This is a genomic window from Allohahella marinimesophila, from assembly GCF_039538005.1.
GTDB classification, from domain to species: Bacteria; Pseudomonadota; Gammaproteobacteria; order Pseudomonadales; family Oleiphilaceae; genus Allohahella; species Allohahella marinimesophila.
In genome coordinates, this window is record NZ_BAABBO010000007.1 from 398535 (window position 1) to 415452 (window position 16918).

Here is a 16918-nt window from a genome sequence, read left to right on the forward strand (position 1 = left end):
ATGAAAGCGCCGGAGCATTGCGAGTTGTGCAATCGGGTGGTGGATCTGACCTTCCATCATCTGATTCCTCGCAAGGTACACCGCCGCGCCCACTTTCAGAAACGCTACGACCGTGAGCAGCTCAATAGTGGGATCTGGGTCTGTCGACTGTGTCATCGGGGCTTGCATCGCCTGTACGATGAGATGACACTGGCACGCGAGTTCAGTACGCTGGAGCGCATTCGTGCCGATGAGGCCATTGCTCGACATATCGCATGGTGCGCCAAACAGAAGGCGCGTCGACATTGATCTGGGGCCAGGCCGGTTTCGGACACCCATGAAAGAGTCAGTACCATCAAGTCATTCCACCCGATGATTCGCCTGCTAGCACTGGCTCTTCTCTGCCTGCAGACATTTACCGTGATTGCCGGCGGCCGCGTCACGCTGGCCCTGTCGACTGAGCCGCCTTCACTGAACAGCATGGCGGCACAGGATGAGTACGCTTCCTTCCTGCTACGGCATCTGAAGGAGGGCCTGACCACCTATGGGGTCGATGGCGAGCTGGCACCGGGCGTTGCCGAGCGTTGGGAGCTCGAGCCCACCCGAGCTGTATTTCACCTCCGCCGCGACGCCCGCTGGCATGATGGTCAGATCGTCACGGCGCATGACTTCGTCTATGCCTGGCGTCGGATCGTCGACCCGGCCGTTCCTTCACCCTACGCTTATTTGCTCTATCCGATCCTCAACGCTGAAGCCATCGTCAATGGTGAGCAGGCAGCCGAGACGCTCGGTGTCAGAGCGCTCGATGATTTCACCATTGAAGTGATTCTGGAACGTCCTTGCGCCTACTTTCTCGCGCTCACCGCCTATATGACCTATCTGCCGGTACGCGAAGACTATGTGAAGCGCTTTGGCGACGCCTACGCAGCCGATGCCGACAAGCAGGCCTACAACGGTCCATTTACGCTCGCCAGCTGGGTTCACGGTGCCCGCCTGCAGCTACTTCGTAACCCTGCTTACTGGAACAAGGAAGCGGTCGAGCTCGACGCGATCGACATAGATCACATCACCTCTGACCCGCTGGCCGTGATGAATCTGTTTGCTGACGGCGGTATCGCTCTCGCCAACATTGGCGTCGACAACCTCGATCTTGCCCCGCTGAAGCAGTTCAAGGTGGGGAGCCTGTTCTTCCTGCGCTTCAATTTCGCTCCCGGTCGTATGACCTCGGATCCGGATCTGCGCAAGGCCATTTCACTGGTCTACAGCCCCCGAACGCTGGTCGACAAGATCATTGCCATTCCTGGTTTTGAAACCGCGGGCAGCATCTTCCCTGAGTTTGTCAGTAGCCTCGGTATTCGGATCCAGGAACGCTATCCGCAGCCGCCCGTGAGCATGGATATCGAGAAGGCGAGGGCGCATCTGGCGAGATTCATGCAGCGGCATGGCCTTGAAGAACCGCCAGCCATCCACTTGCTCACCTCAGACAGCCCTGGCGCGGCCAAGCAGGCAGAGTTCCTGCAGAATCGATTGCAGCTCGCGCTCGGACTCGATGTCAGAATCGACAAGCAGATTTTCAAGCAGCGTATTGCTCGTGAAGCGCAGGGTCTGTTCGACATTACCATGGCGGGCTGGGGGCCTGACTATGATGATGCGATGACCTTTGCCGATCTCTTCGCTTCTTGGAATCCCAACAATCGAGGCGGTTTTTCGAGTGCTGAATATGATGCGCTGGTGGCCAAGGCTCAGACTACACTCGATCCTGACGAGCGGGCTGCACTGTTCAACGACATGCAGATCCTGCTACGTGAAGAGACGGCCTTGCTGCCGCTCTACGAAAATGCGCTGGTGTATCTGCAGGATCCAGCGCTGACCGGTGTCGTTCGTCTGCGCTTCGGTGGCGACCCCTTGCTCACCTATGCGCGCAAGCTCTCGGTCGCCGAGCAGGCCAGGGCCCTGCCATGATGCGCTATCTGCTCAACCGCATCCTGTACGCGATCGTCACAATCTGGTTCGTCGCCACGGCCACCTTCTTCGCCATGCACTTCGTGCCGGGTGATCCCCTCAGCAATGAAAAGGTCATTCCGGAAAAGATCTACGCGACGCTGCAAGCCTATTATGGCCTCGACAAGCCGCTGGGTGAGCAGTATCTGATTTATATGCAGCGGCTGCTGCAAGGTGATTTCGGCGTCTCCTTTACCCAGCAGAACCGGTCGGTGAATGACATCATCGCCGAGCACTTCAGCGTGTCCGCGATACTCGGCCTGCTGGCGCTCATTTTCGCCTTGTTCGGCGCACTGATTTTTGGCTCCGTAGCCAGCATCTGGCGGCGCCGCTGGCCTGATACCGCCACTGTTCTCGGCGTTATGGTGGCAGTGTCGGTGCCAAGCTTCGTGTTTGCCGCACTCGCGCAGCTCTTCATCGTCGAGATGAATCAGTTCACCGGTTGGCAGGTGCTACCAGTCGCTGGCTGGGGGTCGATTTCGCATATCTGGGCACCTGCGCTCATGCTTGGCCTGGGCACCATGGCCTTCCTGACCCGCCTCCTGAGGGGCAGCCTGATCGACACGGCGGACCAGCCCTACGTGCTCGCTGCGCAGGCGAGGGGGCTGCCACCCTGGCGCTGCTTTCTGCGATACCAGCTTCGCAATGCGCTACTCCCCACGCTCAGTGTGATGGGGCCGACCATCGCCGGCATTACCACTGGCGGCTTCGTAGTCGAGCAGGTCTTCGCCATTCCCGGGCTCGGCCGCTACTTCGTTCAAGCCGTCGCACAGCTGGATTACACCGTGATCATGGGGACCACCGTGTTCTACGGCGCCTTCCTGGTCATCGTCGTGCTGGCCTTCGATCTCCTTTATGCCTGGGCTGACCCGCGCATTCGAATCAGCCGGGACATGACCTGATGGCCAACGCAGCAGATCATCGTTACTGGGCTACGGTCTGGCGCCGGCTCAAAGCCGACCGCAAGGCGATTGCCTGCCTGGTCATGCTTGTCGGCCTCATACTGGCTGTCGTAGCTGGCCCGTCGCTGTGGTCGATCAATCCTGAAGCGCAATTTCTCAACCAGATCGCCTCTTCACCTATTGGCAGCCGCACAGCGATCGTTGTTGACGCCAATGAACTGTGGACAGGGCCGGACAAAACACCTGAGGCGGGCGCATCGACAGCCAGATTGAGCGTGATCGAGGCGAACACTGAGTTTGTCCGGCTCAGCTGGCGGCAGGATACCAGCGCCAAGGGCTATCAGCTCTACCGATGGTCCGAAGGCATGAATGCAGCCTCACTCGGCATGCCGGTGGCGGTGCTCGAAGCCGGCGACAGCTGGTATGAGGATCGGCTGAATCTCAGGCCAGAGCGTTATGAATACACATTGCTGGCAGTGGACGAGCTTGGCACCGAGCGCTATCGCCAGCAGATCCGGGTCACACCTGTGCTGGCGATGAGCGAATTCGATGCCGAGCTGGCCAGTATTGCAGAGGGCGAGACGACCATCGAACTGCCCGCCCACCCCCTTGGTACCGATCATCTTGGACGGGACATGCTGGCCCGCCTACTGGAAGGTGGGCAGGTGTCGCTGTTCATCGGCATCTTCGCGCCTTTGATGTATATGCTGTTTGGTCTGGCTTACGGTGCCACCTCGGCCCTCATCGGTGGCCGGGTCGATGCTATCATGATGAGTATCGTGGATTTCGTGATTGCGCTGCCCTTTCTGCTGTTCATGATTCTGTTTCGCGTTGCCCTGGGCACCGAGCCGGGCGAAAGTGGCATTGCTGCGCTCGTTATCGCCCTGATCGCGCTCGGCTGGCCTTCGCCAGCCAGACTCGTTCGCGGTGAGATCCTGCGCCTGCGGGAGATGCCCTATATCGAAGCGGCCCGCCTGATGGGCGCAGGGCAGCGCTACCTCATCCTCCGCCACCTCATTCCCAACGTCATGGGCAGCGTACTGGTCAGCTTTACCTTCGCCATTCCATCGGCCATTTTTACCGAAGCTTTCCTCTCCTTCATCGGCATGGGCGTCGTGCCGCCTGCGCCAAGCTGGGGCTCGATGTGCAACGATGGTATCTCACGCCTCCTGACCAATCCGCACATGATGCTGTTTCCCGCGCTGGCCATCAGTATCACCGTCCTCCTGTTCAATCTGCTTGGGGACGCCTTACGAGACGCCATGGCCATTCGCAGGGGAGCTGATTAATGGCGGCATTACTCGATGTTCGTGATCTCAGAGTCGCCATTCAGGCTGAGCGTGGTGCCGTGTATCCGGTGCAGGGCGCCAGCTTCAGTGTCGATCGTGAAGAGACGCTGTGTATCGTCGGCGAATCCGGCTGTGGCAAGTCCGTATCGATGCTGGCGGTGCTTGGCCTGCTTGGCCGTGCGCAGGTGGACGCCGAGCAGCTCAGTTTTGCGCCGACGAAGGAGGCCGTCATTGATCTGGGCAGCTGCAGCCAGCGAGAACTGAGGCGTTTACGCGGACGTCAGATCGGACTGATTTTTCAGGACGCAGCCGCGGCCTTCAATCCCGTGCTGCCGGTGGGCGATCAGCTCGCAGAACCGCTGCGCGTGCACCTTGGCATGAGCCGGCGCGATGCCAGACGGCGCGCAGTACAGTGGCTGGAGCGCGTCGGCATCATCGAGCCGGAAAAGCGTGCGAAACAGTATCCACATGAGTTTTCCGGCGGCATGCTGCAGCGGGCAATGATCGCCATGGCGCTGATCTGCGAGCCCTCGCTGGTCATCGCCGACGAGCCAACGACTGCGCTCGATGTGAGTGTGCAGGCTGAAATCCTGGATCTGCTGAACGATCTGAAACGCACGCAGCACATAGGGCTGATCATGATCACCCACGACCTGGGTGTGGTGGCTGAAATCGCTGACTCCGTGACTGTGATGTATGCCGGTCAAAGCATCGAACGCGCCAGCAAGCAGAGCTTCTTCCAGAATCTCAAGCACCCATACAGTCAGGCCTTGCTGGCCTGCACGCCGAACTGGAAGCAGGGGCGGGCGAGTATCGAGCCCATTCCCGGGGCGCCGCCAGCGCTCGACCATATCCAGACAGGCTGCCCATTCAGGTTTCGCTGTCCACATGCCTGGCAGCGTTGCGAGCAGTTGCCACCAGCCTTTGATGACGGCGGGCACATGGCCAGATGCTGGTTATTGGATAGCGACGTCGATGGGCCAGAACACAGGAGTAGGCCTCTATGAGCGACCAGCGGCCCACACTGATTGAAGTCAGGCATCTGCGAAAAATATTCGGCAAGACGCTGGCCGTCGATGACGTGAGTTTCGACATCTACCCGGCGGAAATTCTGGCGTTGGTAGGTGAGAGTGGCTCCGGCAAGACGACAGTAGGTCGCATGATCAGCGGCCTCGAAGACAAAAGTGGCGGAACGGTGAGCCTTCGCGGGTCAGCCAGTTCGTCCACCGAGAATGCGCCAACGGCCATGGAAAGACTGCCAGATCGCTACCGCAAGCAGGATTTCAGACGTTACGGACAGCGCATCCAGATGATCTTCCAGGATCCGCTGAGCTCTCTGAATCCCTTTTTCAACGCTGGAGAAGTGATCAGTGAAGCGCTGCGCTTCGCCGGACAGAAGCCCACCCTCGAGACGCAGCTCCACTGGCTCAACGAAGCTGGTCTGCAGCCGGATCACCTCCACCGCCTGCCTCACGAACTCTCGGGCGGCCAACGCCAGCGGCTCTGTATCGCGCGTGCCCTGTGCATGCGGCCGGAAGTCATCGTCAGTGACGAATCGGTATCAGCCCTCGACGTGTCGGTGCAGGCGCAGATCCTGGCACTGCTGCTGCGATTGCAGGATACGCATGCCCTCACACTCATCTTCATTACCCATGACCTCAATGTCGTTCGACAGATTGCCTCGCGTGTTCTGGTCATGAGGCGCGGTCAGATCGTTGAAAGTGGTCAGGCCGATCAGGTCTTCGACGCCCCCCAGCACGAGTATACCAAAGCGCTCCTCGCCGCCTGTCCAATTCCACAGATCTGATAGCGAAGGGCTAACACCGCTCCGAGGGGGTATTGAACTCGGCCGCCAGAGCGGGCAGACTGCTGGTTACTACGTAGTCAAAAAAGACAGTCAACAATAATTACAACAAACTGAAGCCTCATACGGGCAGGGTATAACATGACCTCGACTGAAGACGATGTGACAAGACCCCGGCCGCGAATCGACCGCACGGTTTGCATGCGTCGAACCACTATTATCTGCACGCTGATCTTCTCAGGCTTGCTGCTGACGAACCTGGTGGGTTGCTCTGACGATGATGACGACGACTCGCGTGCGAATCAGGCACAGCTATTTCCACAGGATGGCTTGTTGAAGGCCAGCATTCGCAGGACCACGAACGGTGTTCCACATATCAGGGCTGACAATCTGGCCTCAGCGGCCTTCGGCTCTGGCTATGCTCAGGCGCAGGACAATGTCTGTCTGCTGGCTGAGAATTTCGTCAAGGCTCGTAGCGAGCGAGCGCTCTATTTCGGTCCCGGCCCTGACAACGCCAATATCATTTCAGACTTTAGCTATAAGGCTCAGGACATCAGATCCGGCGCTGAAGCAGAGTTCGAACAGCTAACGCCTGAGAGCAGGGCGCTGACTGAAGGCTTCACTGCTGGCTACAACCGCTATGTGCGGGAGACGGACCCGTCCACGCTGCCGGAGGCCTGCCGTAACCAGCCCTGGGTCAAGCCAATAACACCGATCGATCTGTATGCGCATTATCGTATCGTCGGGCAGTATGCCAGTGGCGCAGTATTTGCGACGGGCGCTGTGTTTGTTGCCACACCACCAGGCGTGTCCGCGGAGCCACGTATCATAGCCGATACTTCGACACCGGGTTCGAGCACGGCAGTGAGACTGATGCCAGCTTACGAAGTGGCGCCGGCCGCCGCCAGAGCCGTTCGTGAACAGGGCGCCGATCTTGACACCGGTCTGGCCAGTAACGCCTGGGGAATCGGTAGCGAGATGAGCGAGCAGGGCAAAGGCGCCTTGCTGGCCAATCCCCATTTCCCTTATACCGGTTCGCGCAGGTTGTATCAGGTCCATATGACCGTGCCGGGCTATCTCGATATGAATGGTGCTGGCCTGATGGGCACGGCTATTCCTCTCATCAACTTCAATCAGAATCTTGCCTGGTCACACACGGTGACTACCAGCAGTCAGTTCACACTCTATACGCTCAGCCTCAAACCTGGTGATCCAATGACCTACATCAAGGATGGCCAGGAAAAACCGATCACCAGTAAAACTTTCCGGATACAGGTCAACAACGGCACGGCCGTACCGACCGAACTCGAACACACCATGTATTTTTCCGAATACGGGCCGATGGTGGCCGCCGACCTGGTGACCGATGGCGGGCTGCCCGCCTGGGGCTCGTCCAATCTCGCCTATACCTATCGCGACGCCAATGCCCAAACGACCAAGCTGCTCGACAGTTGGCTACAGATGAGTCAGGCCAGCGACCTGGATTCGTTCAAGGCTGTATTTCGCGAATGCGGATCAACGTTCTGGACCAACACGATTTACGCTGATGACCAGGGCAATGCCTTCTACATCGACAGCAGTTCCACGCCGAACCTTTCAGCAGCGGCCAAAGATGCGCTGAATGCGAAGCGGGCTGCGAGCCCGATCTTTGCCAGCCTCTTCAATAACGGCCTGATCCTGCTGGATGGTAGCAATTCGCGCGATGACTGGGTCGAAGGCCAGTGCAGGGGACTGGTTCCATTCGAGGACAAGCCCATGCTGCAGCGCCAGGATTTCGTGCAGAACTCCAATGACAGCTATTGGGCGACCAATCCCGCGCAGTTTCTGACCGGCTACTCACCACTGTTTGGGCCGGAGCAGGTGCCACTGAACGCACGTACACGCATCGGTCTCAAGATGCTGCAGAACCCGCTCGATCCAGGCTTCGCAGCAGCCCCACCAGCTGGCCAGGACGGCAAGTTCAGTAGTACCGACCTGATTGAGGTCATCTATAATAATCGCTCCTTTTATGCGGAGCTGTTACTCCCGGAATTACTGGAACGTTGTGCGCTCATCGGCAGCATGCCGGTCGATACGTCCACTGAAGAAACACCTGGGACAAGCCGGGCTGTCGATAGCGCCTGTGCGGTGCTGGCTGGCTGGGACGGTGTCTATGATAGCGCCAGCGTCGGGGCGCACGTCTTCAGGGTGTTCATCGGTCAATACAGAAATGCCCTGCCTGCTGACTTTACAACGGCTTTCAATACGGCTGATCCCGTGGGTACGCCTGCCGATCCGTCGGCAGAGGCCAGGGGTACGTCAGATGATCTGATGCTGATATCACTGGCCAGAGGTCTTGATTCATTGGACTCGGCCAGCATCGCTTACAACGTTCCCCTGGGCAGCGTGCAGTACTATCAGCCCAGTGGCGGCGTGCCGCCAGGGGGCACAGCGCAGGACCTCCTGCAGTCGTTCCCCTGGCACGGTGGCGATGGTGGTGTCGATGGCGTCTTCAACGCTATCGGTGTTGTCGATTCAGCAGTGGCGGAAGACACCCGCTTCCCAAGAGTCTCTCCCCCGGTCATCGACGACACTGCAGGGCTGGCGAAAAGCCCTGGCGTCGGCTGGCGCATCGCGCGCGGCACCAGCTGGCATTTCGGTCTCGAATTCACCGATACCGGGCCGGAGGCCTACGGTCTGCTGAGCTATGCCCAGTCGACCGACCCAGCCTCACCCTGGTTCAACGATCAGTCGCTGCGATATTCCGAGAAAGACTATCGCAAGCTGCTGTTCACCGAGGCAGACATCCAGGCCAACCTGATTCCGGAAGCCTCTGTTGAACTGACCGAGCCGCTCAATCGCTTATGAAGCAGGCGGTCTCGGTCGTTGAGGCCGATCTTGTGAAGGCCTACAAATCGGAGGTGGCCGGGGTTCAGCTATTCAAAGGCTTATTGTGGCTGCAGAGCACAGAGCACCAGCAGCTCTGCTCTCTGCTCATCCTGCTCGAACAACAGACTCAGGCTGGTCTGCTCGATTTGCTGCAGCGGCGGCAAATCAGGGCAGGATCGCTGTTGTTCAGCAAGGTCGGCGGCTTCAGCTATGGCTTCGCACTGGCCTGCCTACCCTGGAAGCTCAGCCTTCGGGTGTTGATGCATAGCGCTGACCCTTATCTTCATCTGTTTCGCCGATTACAGGCTCAGTCGGCCCCCGAGGATCATGAATTTCTGACGTATCTCGTCGCCCATGAAGAGGCGCTGCTCTCCTTCCTGCAACAGGAAATCAACGGCGATAGTGAGCCTGCAGTGCGGCAGATTCGCGGCATGATGCGAAAATCAGTTGACCCCCAGCCCGCAAAAATATCGTAGTATTACTGATTCAAGCGGTATCCTTTCCCGGATTCGCCTCAAAAGCCCACTGACTCACAGAGATATCATATGAGCTATCTGATTGTTCTCATTCTGGCTGTGGCCGGTTTACTTATTGTCATGCGCAAGGAAGCGGGTGCAAAGGCTGCCATCGGCGTTCTGCTCGCCACTGGCATCATTGGACTTCTTCTTGATACCGAGATTCTCGGCGCCTTGCTCCTGCTGGCTGCAGCTGGCACGGCCTTCGCCGGACTGCCCGGCCTGCGTCAGCAATGGCTGACCCCAAAGCTGTTCGACTATTTCAAGAAAGTGTCTCCCAAGGTGTCCGAGACTGAACGTACAGCGCTCGATGCTGGCACTGTCGGCTGGGACGGCGCGCTGTTTTCCGGTAACCCTGATTGGAATCAGTTGCTGAAAAACCGTAGCGAGGCCATCCCGGCTGAAGAACAGGCCTTCATCGATCATCAGTGTTCAGTGGCGGTCAGCATGTGCAATAGCTGGGATGTCGCTGTGGAGCGCGCCGATCTTCCAGCCGATCTTTGGGAATACCTGAAGAAGGAAAAGTTCTTTGGCATGATCATCCCCAAGGAGTATGGCGGCCTGGGACTCTCCACCAAGGCACAGTCGCTCGTACTGCAGAAGCTTGCCGTGAACGAAATGCTCATGACCACCGTCGGCGTGCCGAACTCGCTCGGCCCAGGCGAGCTACTGCTGAAATACGGCTCTGACGAACAGAAACAGCATTATCTGCCCCGCCTGGCCGATGGCCGGGAAATTCCATGCTTTGGTCTGACTGGGCCTCGGGCCGGCTCTGACGCCACTTCGCTGCCGGATACCGGTGTTGTCTGCATGGGTGAGTTTGAAGGCAAGGAAGTGCTCGGCCTGAAACTCAATTTCGAGAAGCGCTGGATCACCCTGGCTCCGATCGCCACGGTGGTCGGCCTGGCCTTCAGACTGTTCGATCCGGACCACCTGCTGGGTGAAGAGGAAGATCGCGGTATTACCTGCGCCCTCGTACCCCGGGGTACCAAAGGCATGGATATTGGCCGACGTCACTGGCCAGTTGGCAGTCCGTTCCTGAACGGCCCAATCTTCGGCAAGGACGTGTTCATTCCGATGGACTGGATCATCGGCGGTACCGACATGATCGGGCAGGGCTGGCGCATGCTGGTCGAATGCCTGTCGGTCGGCCGTTGTGTCACGCTGCCTTCGGGCGCGAGTGGCGCTGGACGCTACATGCTCGGCACGGCAGGTGGTTTCACCCGCATCCGTAGACAGTTCAATGTGCCGGTTGCCGAGATGGAAGGTGTGCAGGCACCCCTGGCCCGCATTGCCAGCAAGGCCTATATCGCTCAGGCGAGCGTGCTGCAGACGGCCAATATGGTCGACAACGGCGAGAAGCCATCAGTGCCGTCGGCCATTCTCAAATATCACCTGACCGAGTATCAGCGTCAGATGGCCCATGATGCCATGGACGTGCATGGTGGAAAGGCGGTAACCAAGGGGCCACGAAACTACCTCGCCATCCCCGCAGATGCCACAGCAGTATCGATTACCGTTGAAGGTGCGAACATCCTGACCCGCAGCCTGATGATCTTTGGCCAGGGCGCGATTCGCTGCCATCCTTACGTGTTGGACGAGCTCGCTGCCCGCGATGCAAATGACTCGGAAGCCTTCGACAAGGCCTTCTTCGGTCATGCCGGTCTGATTTTTGGTAACTTCGCCCGCTCGCTGACCAAGGGTGTGGGCATCGCCAGCAAGGACACACCCTTCGATGAAGCTGCTGCGCCTTACGCGATGGCGGTCAGTCGAATCAGTGCCGGCTTCGGCCTCTGCGCCGATGCAGCCATGGCGAGCCTGGGATCCGACCTGAAAAAGCGCGAGCTGATCTCGGCGCGTCTGGGTGATGTGTTGTCTTCATTGTATCTGACGTCGATGGTGCTGAAGAACTGGCATGAGGGCACTGCTGTCGAGGGCGAAAGAGCGCTGCTCGACTTCAGCTGTCAGACTCTGCTGTTCAACGCTGAAGAAGCGCTCGATGGCTTCTTCGCCAACCTGCCTTCCCGGGCACTGGCCGCTGTGTTGCGGCTGGTCGTGTTCCCGGCTGGCCGTCGCTTCAAGCTGCCCTCGGATCAGCTGACGCACAGCATCGCCCGTGCTATCAGTACCGATACAGCCCTGCGCGCGAAACTGACTACCAATACCTGGAATACCTGGGAGGAAGGTCAGCAAGACAACCCGCTGTATCGCTACAACGAGCTGCTGAAGAACTACAAGCGCGCCGAGGGCATCTACCACACCGTGAACAAGGCCTATGCCAAGGGTGAATTGCCAGCCTCTGCGCTGCACCCTGAGCAGCGGGTCGAAGCGGCGGTGGAGCGTCAGTTGATCTCGGGTGAGGATGCCGAGTTCATGCGTGACTATGAAGCTGAAGTGCTCGATATGCTGACCGTCGATGACTTTGCCTTTGACGCCCTTGCATTCGACAAGTCGACCGTGATCTATCATCGTGACGACCTCAAATCGGCTGACAATATTGCGAGTGCACCAGGCAAGAAAGGCAGCAAGACCAAGAGGACGGGTTCGAACAAGACATTGCCCGTTGAAGATACGGCAGAGTCCGACACCGGCGGAGAGCATGACAACCCCAAGAGTGAGCAGTCGGAAGAAGATCAGCGCTCGGAGCCTGCCCTGAAATGAGTCGGCGCTCGGCAGGCGCCGCTGCGGTGATGGTCATGCAGGTGCAGCTGTAAATGCAGTGGGTTCTCTTCTGGTTCGGTGTGGCGCTGCTTGTCGTGTTGGCGGCACGCTACTGGCTGCTGCGCAAGGAGAGCAAGCCACGTGCCAGCGAGGCCTTCGATGGCGTCGTCTACCAGGTGGGTGCGGCGGCCATCGTCGAGCGGCACTGTGAGGCGCCGGCCGCCACGGTGATCTGCATGCATGGCTTTGTCGAGAACCTCACCTACTTCACTGGCTTCTATGACCAGCCGGATGTTCAGCTGATTGCAGTAAACAGCTGTGCCTATCATCTCCCCATCGAAAAGCCGCATTTCGTGCAGGCGGCCTGGATTGACACGCCGATGGCGCCAGAGGGCAGCATCGAATACGATGCCGAGGTGCTGAACCTGGCACTGGAGCATTTGCCGAAGTCTCAAAGAGTCCGAGTGCATGGGCATTCCAGAGGTGGGGCTGTGGTACTCGAGGCAGCCCGGCAGCGACCGGACCTGTTCCATTCGGTAGAAGTGATACTGGAAGCGCCGGTACTGCCTCAGGCCAGGCCGGTGTCTGCCATATCACCTGCAGCCATGTGGTTTATGGGTTTCCTGGTGCCGCTCTGGCGGCGCAAGCCCATCTCCCGGCACAACCGGGGTGCCTGGGGCCCACTCGACGATGAACGCAAGCGCGCCTTTATCGAAGGACTGCCATTCAATTCCCGTCGCACCGATGTCATGGTAGCCAATCTGCGCTCCATGCTGCTGTGGATGGAACAGAATGACGCGGAAATCTTTGGCTGTCTTACCCATGGCATCATCATTGTGCCAGGCAAGGATCGAGTGCTCGATGTCGAGTCGATGACCGAGAGTGCACAATCGGCTGCCAGGTATGGCGTGTCCATTATCGAGGTTGACCAGTGCAGCCACTTTGTCCTGCTCGACCGTCCCGATGTCTTTCCTGCCTTTTCCGCCAAGGCGAGTGCCTGATCGTTTCAGGCTCATATCCGTATTTATGTATTTTCACACTGATATTCATACTACAATTGCTCCTAAAACATAATAATAAGGAGCAGTGTCAATGTCGTCCTGGGCGGAGTATTTCGGTGTCAACTTCATGCCTCACGGCCACTGCTACCTGTGGCGAGACGACCTGCTGCTCCTGCATACCATCTCTGATAGTCTGATTGTTATTTCCTACTACAGTATTCCCATAGCACTATGGGTGCTGGTCAAGAAGCGCAAGGATCTCGCCTTCGACTGGATGTTCATCCTCTTCGCCACATTTATCCTGGCCTGTGGCACGACCCACCTCATCGAGATCTGGAATACCTGGAATGGCAACTACTATCTGGAGGGGCTTGCCAAGGCAGTCACCGCTGCAGCCTCCGTCATTACCGCGGTATTGCTCTGGCCGCTGATTCCGAAACTGCTGGAGCTGCCAAGTCCAGCCGCACTGCGAACTTCGAACGATCTGCTCAGGCAGGAAATCAACCGCCGCGAGGACACCGAACTGGCGCTGCGCCGTTCAGGCGAAGAGCTCGAGGCCCGGGTGGCCGAACGTACCCGCCAACTGGAAATAGCCAAACAGGCACTGGAGGAAGAAGTTCGGGAGCGCCGCGCCGCAGAGGAACGCTTTCGTGGCCTGTTCCAGGCCAGCCCCAATGGCGTCATGCTGATCGATGAACATGACACCATACAGCTGGCCAACCTCCAGGCCGGCACGATTTTCGGTTACCACACCGAGGACCTCAAAGGCATGCGCATGCAGCAGCTCATTCCCTCAGGTTACGATGGCGTGCACGCCCTCGTGCTGCAGGAACGGCTCACCAACGCAGATGCCAATGGCGCGGTCGTGAAAACGCTTGGCGTGGAAGAAGGTCTGATCGGTATCCGCCAGGACGCGAAGCGCGTGCCGCTCGAGATCGATCTCAGTCCCTTGGACACGGATGTCGAAGTCAGTGTGATCGCGTCCGTGGTGGATATCACCGGTCGACAGCGGCTGGAAGAAAGCGTCCGCCAGCGTAATCATGATCTGCAGAACATGAACTATGAGCTGCAGCACTTTGCCTTTATTGCCTCTCACGACCTCCGCGAACCCCTGCGGAAGGTGCTCTCCTTTGGGCGGCTGCTGGTTACCGGTCGTTATGGCAGCCTTGATGAGAAAGGCCAGGAGTTTACAGGCTACATGCTCGAGGCTGCTGAACGCATGCAGGCCTTGCTTGACAGCCTCCTGACCTATAGCCGGGTGACCTCGAAGGCCAGACCGTTCGAAGAGGTGGAACTCAACGAAGTCATCGCTGATGTGCGTGACGATCTGCAACTGGCGATCGTTGAATCACGCGCCGACATACAATGTTCTATACTCACTTCGATAGATGGCGATCAGACCCAGCTTCGTCAGCTGTTTCAGAATCTGATCAGTAACAGCCTCAAGTATCGCAGGCCTGATGTGGCGCCGGTCATCAAGATTGAAGGCGCGGTGGATCGGGAACATTACCTTATCAGAGTCTCTGATAATGGCATTGGCATCGACGCTGTCTACCGAGAGCAGATTTTTGATGTCTTCAAACGACTGCACAACCGGGATGAGTATGAAGGTACCGGCATGGGGCTGGCCATCTGTCGAAAGATCGTCGAACGGCACCGCGGGGAAATACATGTTATCGATCAGGTAGAGCAGGGCACCTGCTTTGAAGTACGACTGCCAGTGGAACAGCGGAGTGATTCAGTGTGAGGCGAATAGACAGTAGCGGACCGGTCAGTATCCTGCTGGCCGACGACGATGCGCAGGATCGAATACTCACTGAGGAAGCCCTCAGGTTAAGCGGCTTCCCCAATCCGATGCATCATGTCGAGAATGGCGAGCAGTTGATGCGTTATCTCCGGCGTGAAGGCGAGTACGCCGATGTCGAGCAGTTTCCCTGGCCCGGCATCATCCTCCTGGACCTCAACATGCCGCGCAAGGATGGCATCAGCTGCCTGCGCGAAATCCGTCGAGATCCTGCGCTCAGCACCATACCGATCGTGATTCTCAGCACCTCGAGCCAGGCTGAGGAAATAGAGCGTAGCTATGATCTTGGCGCCAACTCCTATATCTGTAAACCTGCTGACTTCGAAGTGCTGGTCGACCGAATCAGGCATTTCGCGGGATACTGGTTCGATACGGTAAATCTTCCTCTTGGCCGCTGACAGCATCAGCGTGCTCGTCGTTGACGACGACTTTCAGGATTTCATTCTGGTGAATGAAGCCCTGCACGCGTCGAACAACTCGAATTTCAGGGTCGAACATTCCAGCTCGTTCGAAGCGGCCCGCGAGCTGATTCTTCAGGATCTGTTCGACGTCTACCTCGTCGACTACGTGCTAGACAAGGGCGACGGAGCAGAGCTGATCAATGCAGCCGTCGAAGCCAGAATCGACAAGCCCATGATCGTGCTGACCGGTGCCAATACCCTGGAGATGGACCAGCGCATGATCGGCATAGGCGCCGCCGATTTCCTGCCCAAAAGCGAGCTGACACCAACTCTGCTCGAGCGCATTATTCGCCATGCCATAGACCGGAAGCGCAGCCAGCTCGAGATGGCCCGCCTGGCCATCCAGGATCCGCTTACCGGACTGGGTAATCGGGCGATGCTGGAAGATAATCTCGACCGCGCGATGGCCAGAGCCGAGCGCAATAAGACCGGTCTCGCCGTGCTCTTCCTGGATCTGAATCGATTCAAGGACATCAATGACAGCCTGGGCCACCATGTGGGCGACAAGTTGCTGCAGACCATTGCGCGGCGTCTCGACAAGCTTACCCGTGATGGCGACGTCGTCGCCAGGATGGGCGGCGATGAGTTCGTCGTTCTACTCGAACACCTGGGCGCACCGGAAGATGCCGCCGTTGTGGCCGTGGTGCTGCTCGACGCGATCAGCGTACCGATCAAGGCAGCTGGCACATCGCTGGTCGTATCCGCCAGCATCGGCATTGCCACATACCCGGAAAATGCCTCATCCCGAATCGAGCTGATGCAACACGCAGATATGGCCTTGTATGAGGCTAAAAAAGCTGGCGGTGAGAGCAGTTTCCAGTTCTTCTCTCAGGCCATTCAAAGTCGCTTGCAGGAAAGCGTCGATATCGAGCATCAACTGCGTCGAGGCATGGCCGCGCAGCGCATGCGCCTGCTCTACCAGCCTCAGTTCAGGTTCAGTGATCGCAAGATCGTTGGTGCCGAAGCTCTGCTGCGGCTGGAGCTCGACGATGGCAGCCTGCTCGGCCCCGACAAGTTCATTCCAGTGGCGGAAAAGACCGGGCTCATCATTGAACTGGGTCAATGGGTCCTGCAGACCGCCTGTACACAAATCAAGGCCTGGAGCTGTCCGACCATGTCGGCGCTGTCCGTCGCCGTGAATATCTCACCTCGCCAATTGAAAGTGGCGAACTTTCTGGATGATCTCGAGCGTCGTCTGGAGTTAAGCGAGATCGACCCCAAGCGGCTCGAACTCGAACTCACCGAAGCCAATTTCATCGATACCGGCGGCGAGAGCATTGCCTTGCTGAACGCCATCACACAGCTTGGACTTCATATCGCCATCGATGACTTCGGCACTGGATATTCGTCGCTGAGGTATCTCAAGCATTTACCTGTCCAGCAACTGAAGATAGACAAGAGTTTCGTCTGTGGGGCTGGAAACCAGGTAGCGGACCCTGTCATTGTCAGAGCCATTATCACGATGGCGCACTCGCTCGGGCTCGAGGTAGTGGCTGAAGGGGTCGAGACCGTTGAACAGTTCGAGTTTCTGCGTGCCCTGGGCTGCGATTACGGACAGGGCTTTCTGATTGGCAGGCCCATGTCAGCAGAGGCCCTGTTCGAAGCCGTCCGCGAAAGCCTGCCCGTCTTGTAA

General features: G+C 58.2%; 13 protein-coding genes. All 13 read left to right on the forward strand.

What is annotated here, in order from left to right; all coding sequences use genetic code 11:
- Entirely contained in the window at positions 1-288 is a 288-nt protein-coding gene (locus ABD735_RS07450) for a hypothetical protein (protein ID WP_344804907.1), read from the forward strand.
- 63 nt (positions 289-351) lie between these two features.
- Positions 352-1941, forward strand: a complete 1590-nt coding sequence (locus tag ABD735_RS07455; protein WP_344804909.1) for a peptide ABC transporter substrate-binding protein — start codon at positions 352-354, stop codon at positions 1939-1941.
- Positions 1938-2882: an ABC transporter permease gene (locus ABD735_RS07460; RefSeq protein ID WP_344804912.1), complete on the forward strand. Its 945-nt coding sequence runs from the start codon at positions 1938-1940 to the stop codon at positions 2880-2882. Before ABD735_RS07455 ends, ABD735_RS07460 begins: the two co-directional genes overlap by 4 nt.
- Positions 2882-4171 (forward strand): ABC transporter permease, encoded by a 1290-nt coding sequence (locus ABD735_RS07465; protein WP_344804914.1) that lies wholly within the window; start codon positions 2882-2884, stop codon positions 4169-4171. Before ABD735_RS07460 ends, ABD735_RS07465 begins: the two co-directional genes overlap by 1 nt.
- Positions 4171-5178, forward strand: a complete 1008-nt coding sequence (locus tag ABD735_RS07470; RefSeq protein ID WP_344804917.1) for an ABC transporter ATP-binding protein — start codon at positions 4171-4173, stop codon at positions 5176-5178. The genes ABD735_RS07465 and ABD735_RS07470 overlap by 1 nt, the downstream gene beginning before the upstream one ends.
- Positions 5175-5978, forward strand: coding sequence for an ABC transporter ATP-binding protein (locus ABD735_RS07475; RefSeq protein ID WP_344804919.1), 804 nt, complete (start codon positions 5175-5177; stop codon positions 5976-5978). The genes ABD735_RS07470 and ABD735_RS07475 overlap by 4 nt, the downstream gene beginning before the upstream one ends.
- A 138-nt stretch (positions 5979-6116) precedes the next feature.
- A complete protein-coding gene (locus tag ABD735_RS07480) occupies positions 6117-8822 on the forward strand; it encodes a penicillin acylase family protein (protein ID WP_344804921.1) in 2706 nt (901 codons plus the stop codon).
- Positions 8819-9319 (forward strand): hypothetical protein, encoded by a 501-nt coding sequence (locus ABD735_RS07485; RefSeq protein ID WP_344804923.1) that lies wholly within the window; start codon positions 8819-8821, stop codon positions 9317-9319. The genes ABD735_RS07480 and ABD735_RS07485 overlap by 4 nt, the downstream gene beginning before the upstream one ends.
- A gap of 69 nt (positions 9320-9388) precedes the next feature.
- Entirely contained in the window at positions 9389-12019 is a 2631-nt protein-coding gene (locus ABD735_RS07490; RefSeq protein ID WP_344804925.1) for an acyl-CoA dehydrogenase, read from the forward strand.
- Positions 12020-12072: 53 nt separating this feature from the next.
- A complete protein-coding gene (locus tag ABD735_RS07495; RefSeq protein WP_344804927.1) occupies positions 12073-13020 on the forward strand; it encodes an alpha/beta fold hydrolase in 948 nt (315 codons plus the stop codon).
- 91 nt (positions 13021-13111) lie between these two features.
- Entirely contained in the window at positions 13112-14767 is a 1656-nt protein-coding gene (locus tag ABD735_RS07500) for a sensor histidine kinase (protein ID WP_344804929.1), read from the forward strand.
- A complete protein-coding gene (locus ABD735_RS07505) occupies positions 14764-15222 on the forward strand; it encodes a response regulator (protein WP_344804931.1) in 459 nt (152 codons plus the stop codon). The genes ABD735_RS07500 and ABD735_RS07505 overlap by 4 nt, the downstream gene beginning before the upstream one ends.
- A complete protein-coding gene (locus ABD735_RS07510; protein WP_344804933.1) occupies positions 15212-16918 on the forward strand; it encodes an EAL domain-containing protein in 1707 nt (568 codons plus the stop codon). The genes ABD735_RS07505 and ABD735_RS07510 overlap by 11 nt, the downstream gene beginning before the upstream one ends.

Coding starts and splice junctions, on each gene's coding strand:
- ABD735_RS07450 (WP_344804907.1), top strand. CDS start 1: ATGAAAGCGCCGGAGCATTGCGAGTTGTGCAATCGGGTGGTGGATCTG.
- ABD735_RS07455 (WP_344804909.1), top strand. CDS start 352: ATGATTCGCCTGCTAGCACTGGCTCTTCTCTGCCTGCAGACATTTACC.
- ABD735_RS07460 (WP_344804912.1), top strand. CDS start 1,938: ATGATGCGCTATCTGCTCAACCGCATCCTGTACGCGATCGTCACAATC.
- ABD735_RS07465 (WP_344804914.1), top strand. CDS start 2,882: ATGGCCAACGCAGCAGATCATCGTTACTGGGCTACGGTCTGGCGCCGG.
- ABD735_RS07470 (WP_344804917.1), top strand. CDS start 4,171: ATGGCGGCATTACTCGATGTTCGTGATCTCAGAGTCGCCATTCAGGCT.
- ABD735_RS07475 (WP_344804919.1), top strand. CDS start 5,175: ATGAGCGACCAGCGGCCCACACTGATTGAAGTCAGGCATCTGCGAAAA.
- ABD735_RS07480 (WP_344804921.1), top strand. CDS start 6,117: ATGACCTCGACTGAAGACGATGTGACAAGACCCCGGCCGCGAATCGAC.
- ABD735_RS07485 (WP_344804923.1), top strand. CDS start 8,819: ATGAAGCAGGCGGTCTCGGTCGTTGAGGCCGATCTTGTGAAGGCCTAC.
- ABD735_RS07490 (WP_344804925.1), top strand. CDS start 9,389: ATGAGCTATCTGATTGTTCTCATTCTGGCTGTGGCCGGTTTACTTATT.
- ABD735_RS07495 (WP_344804927.1), top strand. CDS start 12,073: ATGCAGTGGGTTCTCTTCTGGTTCGGTGTGGCGCTGCTTGTCGTGTTG.
- ABD735_RS07500 (WP_344804929.1), top strand. CDS start 13,112: ATGTCGTCCTGGGCGGAGTATTTCGGTGTCAACTTCATGCCTCACGGC.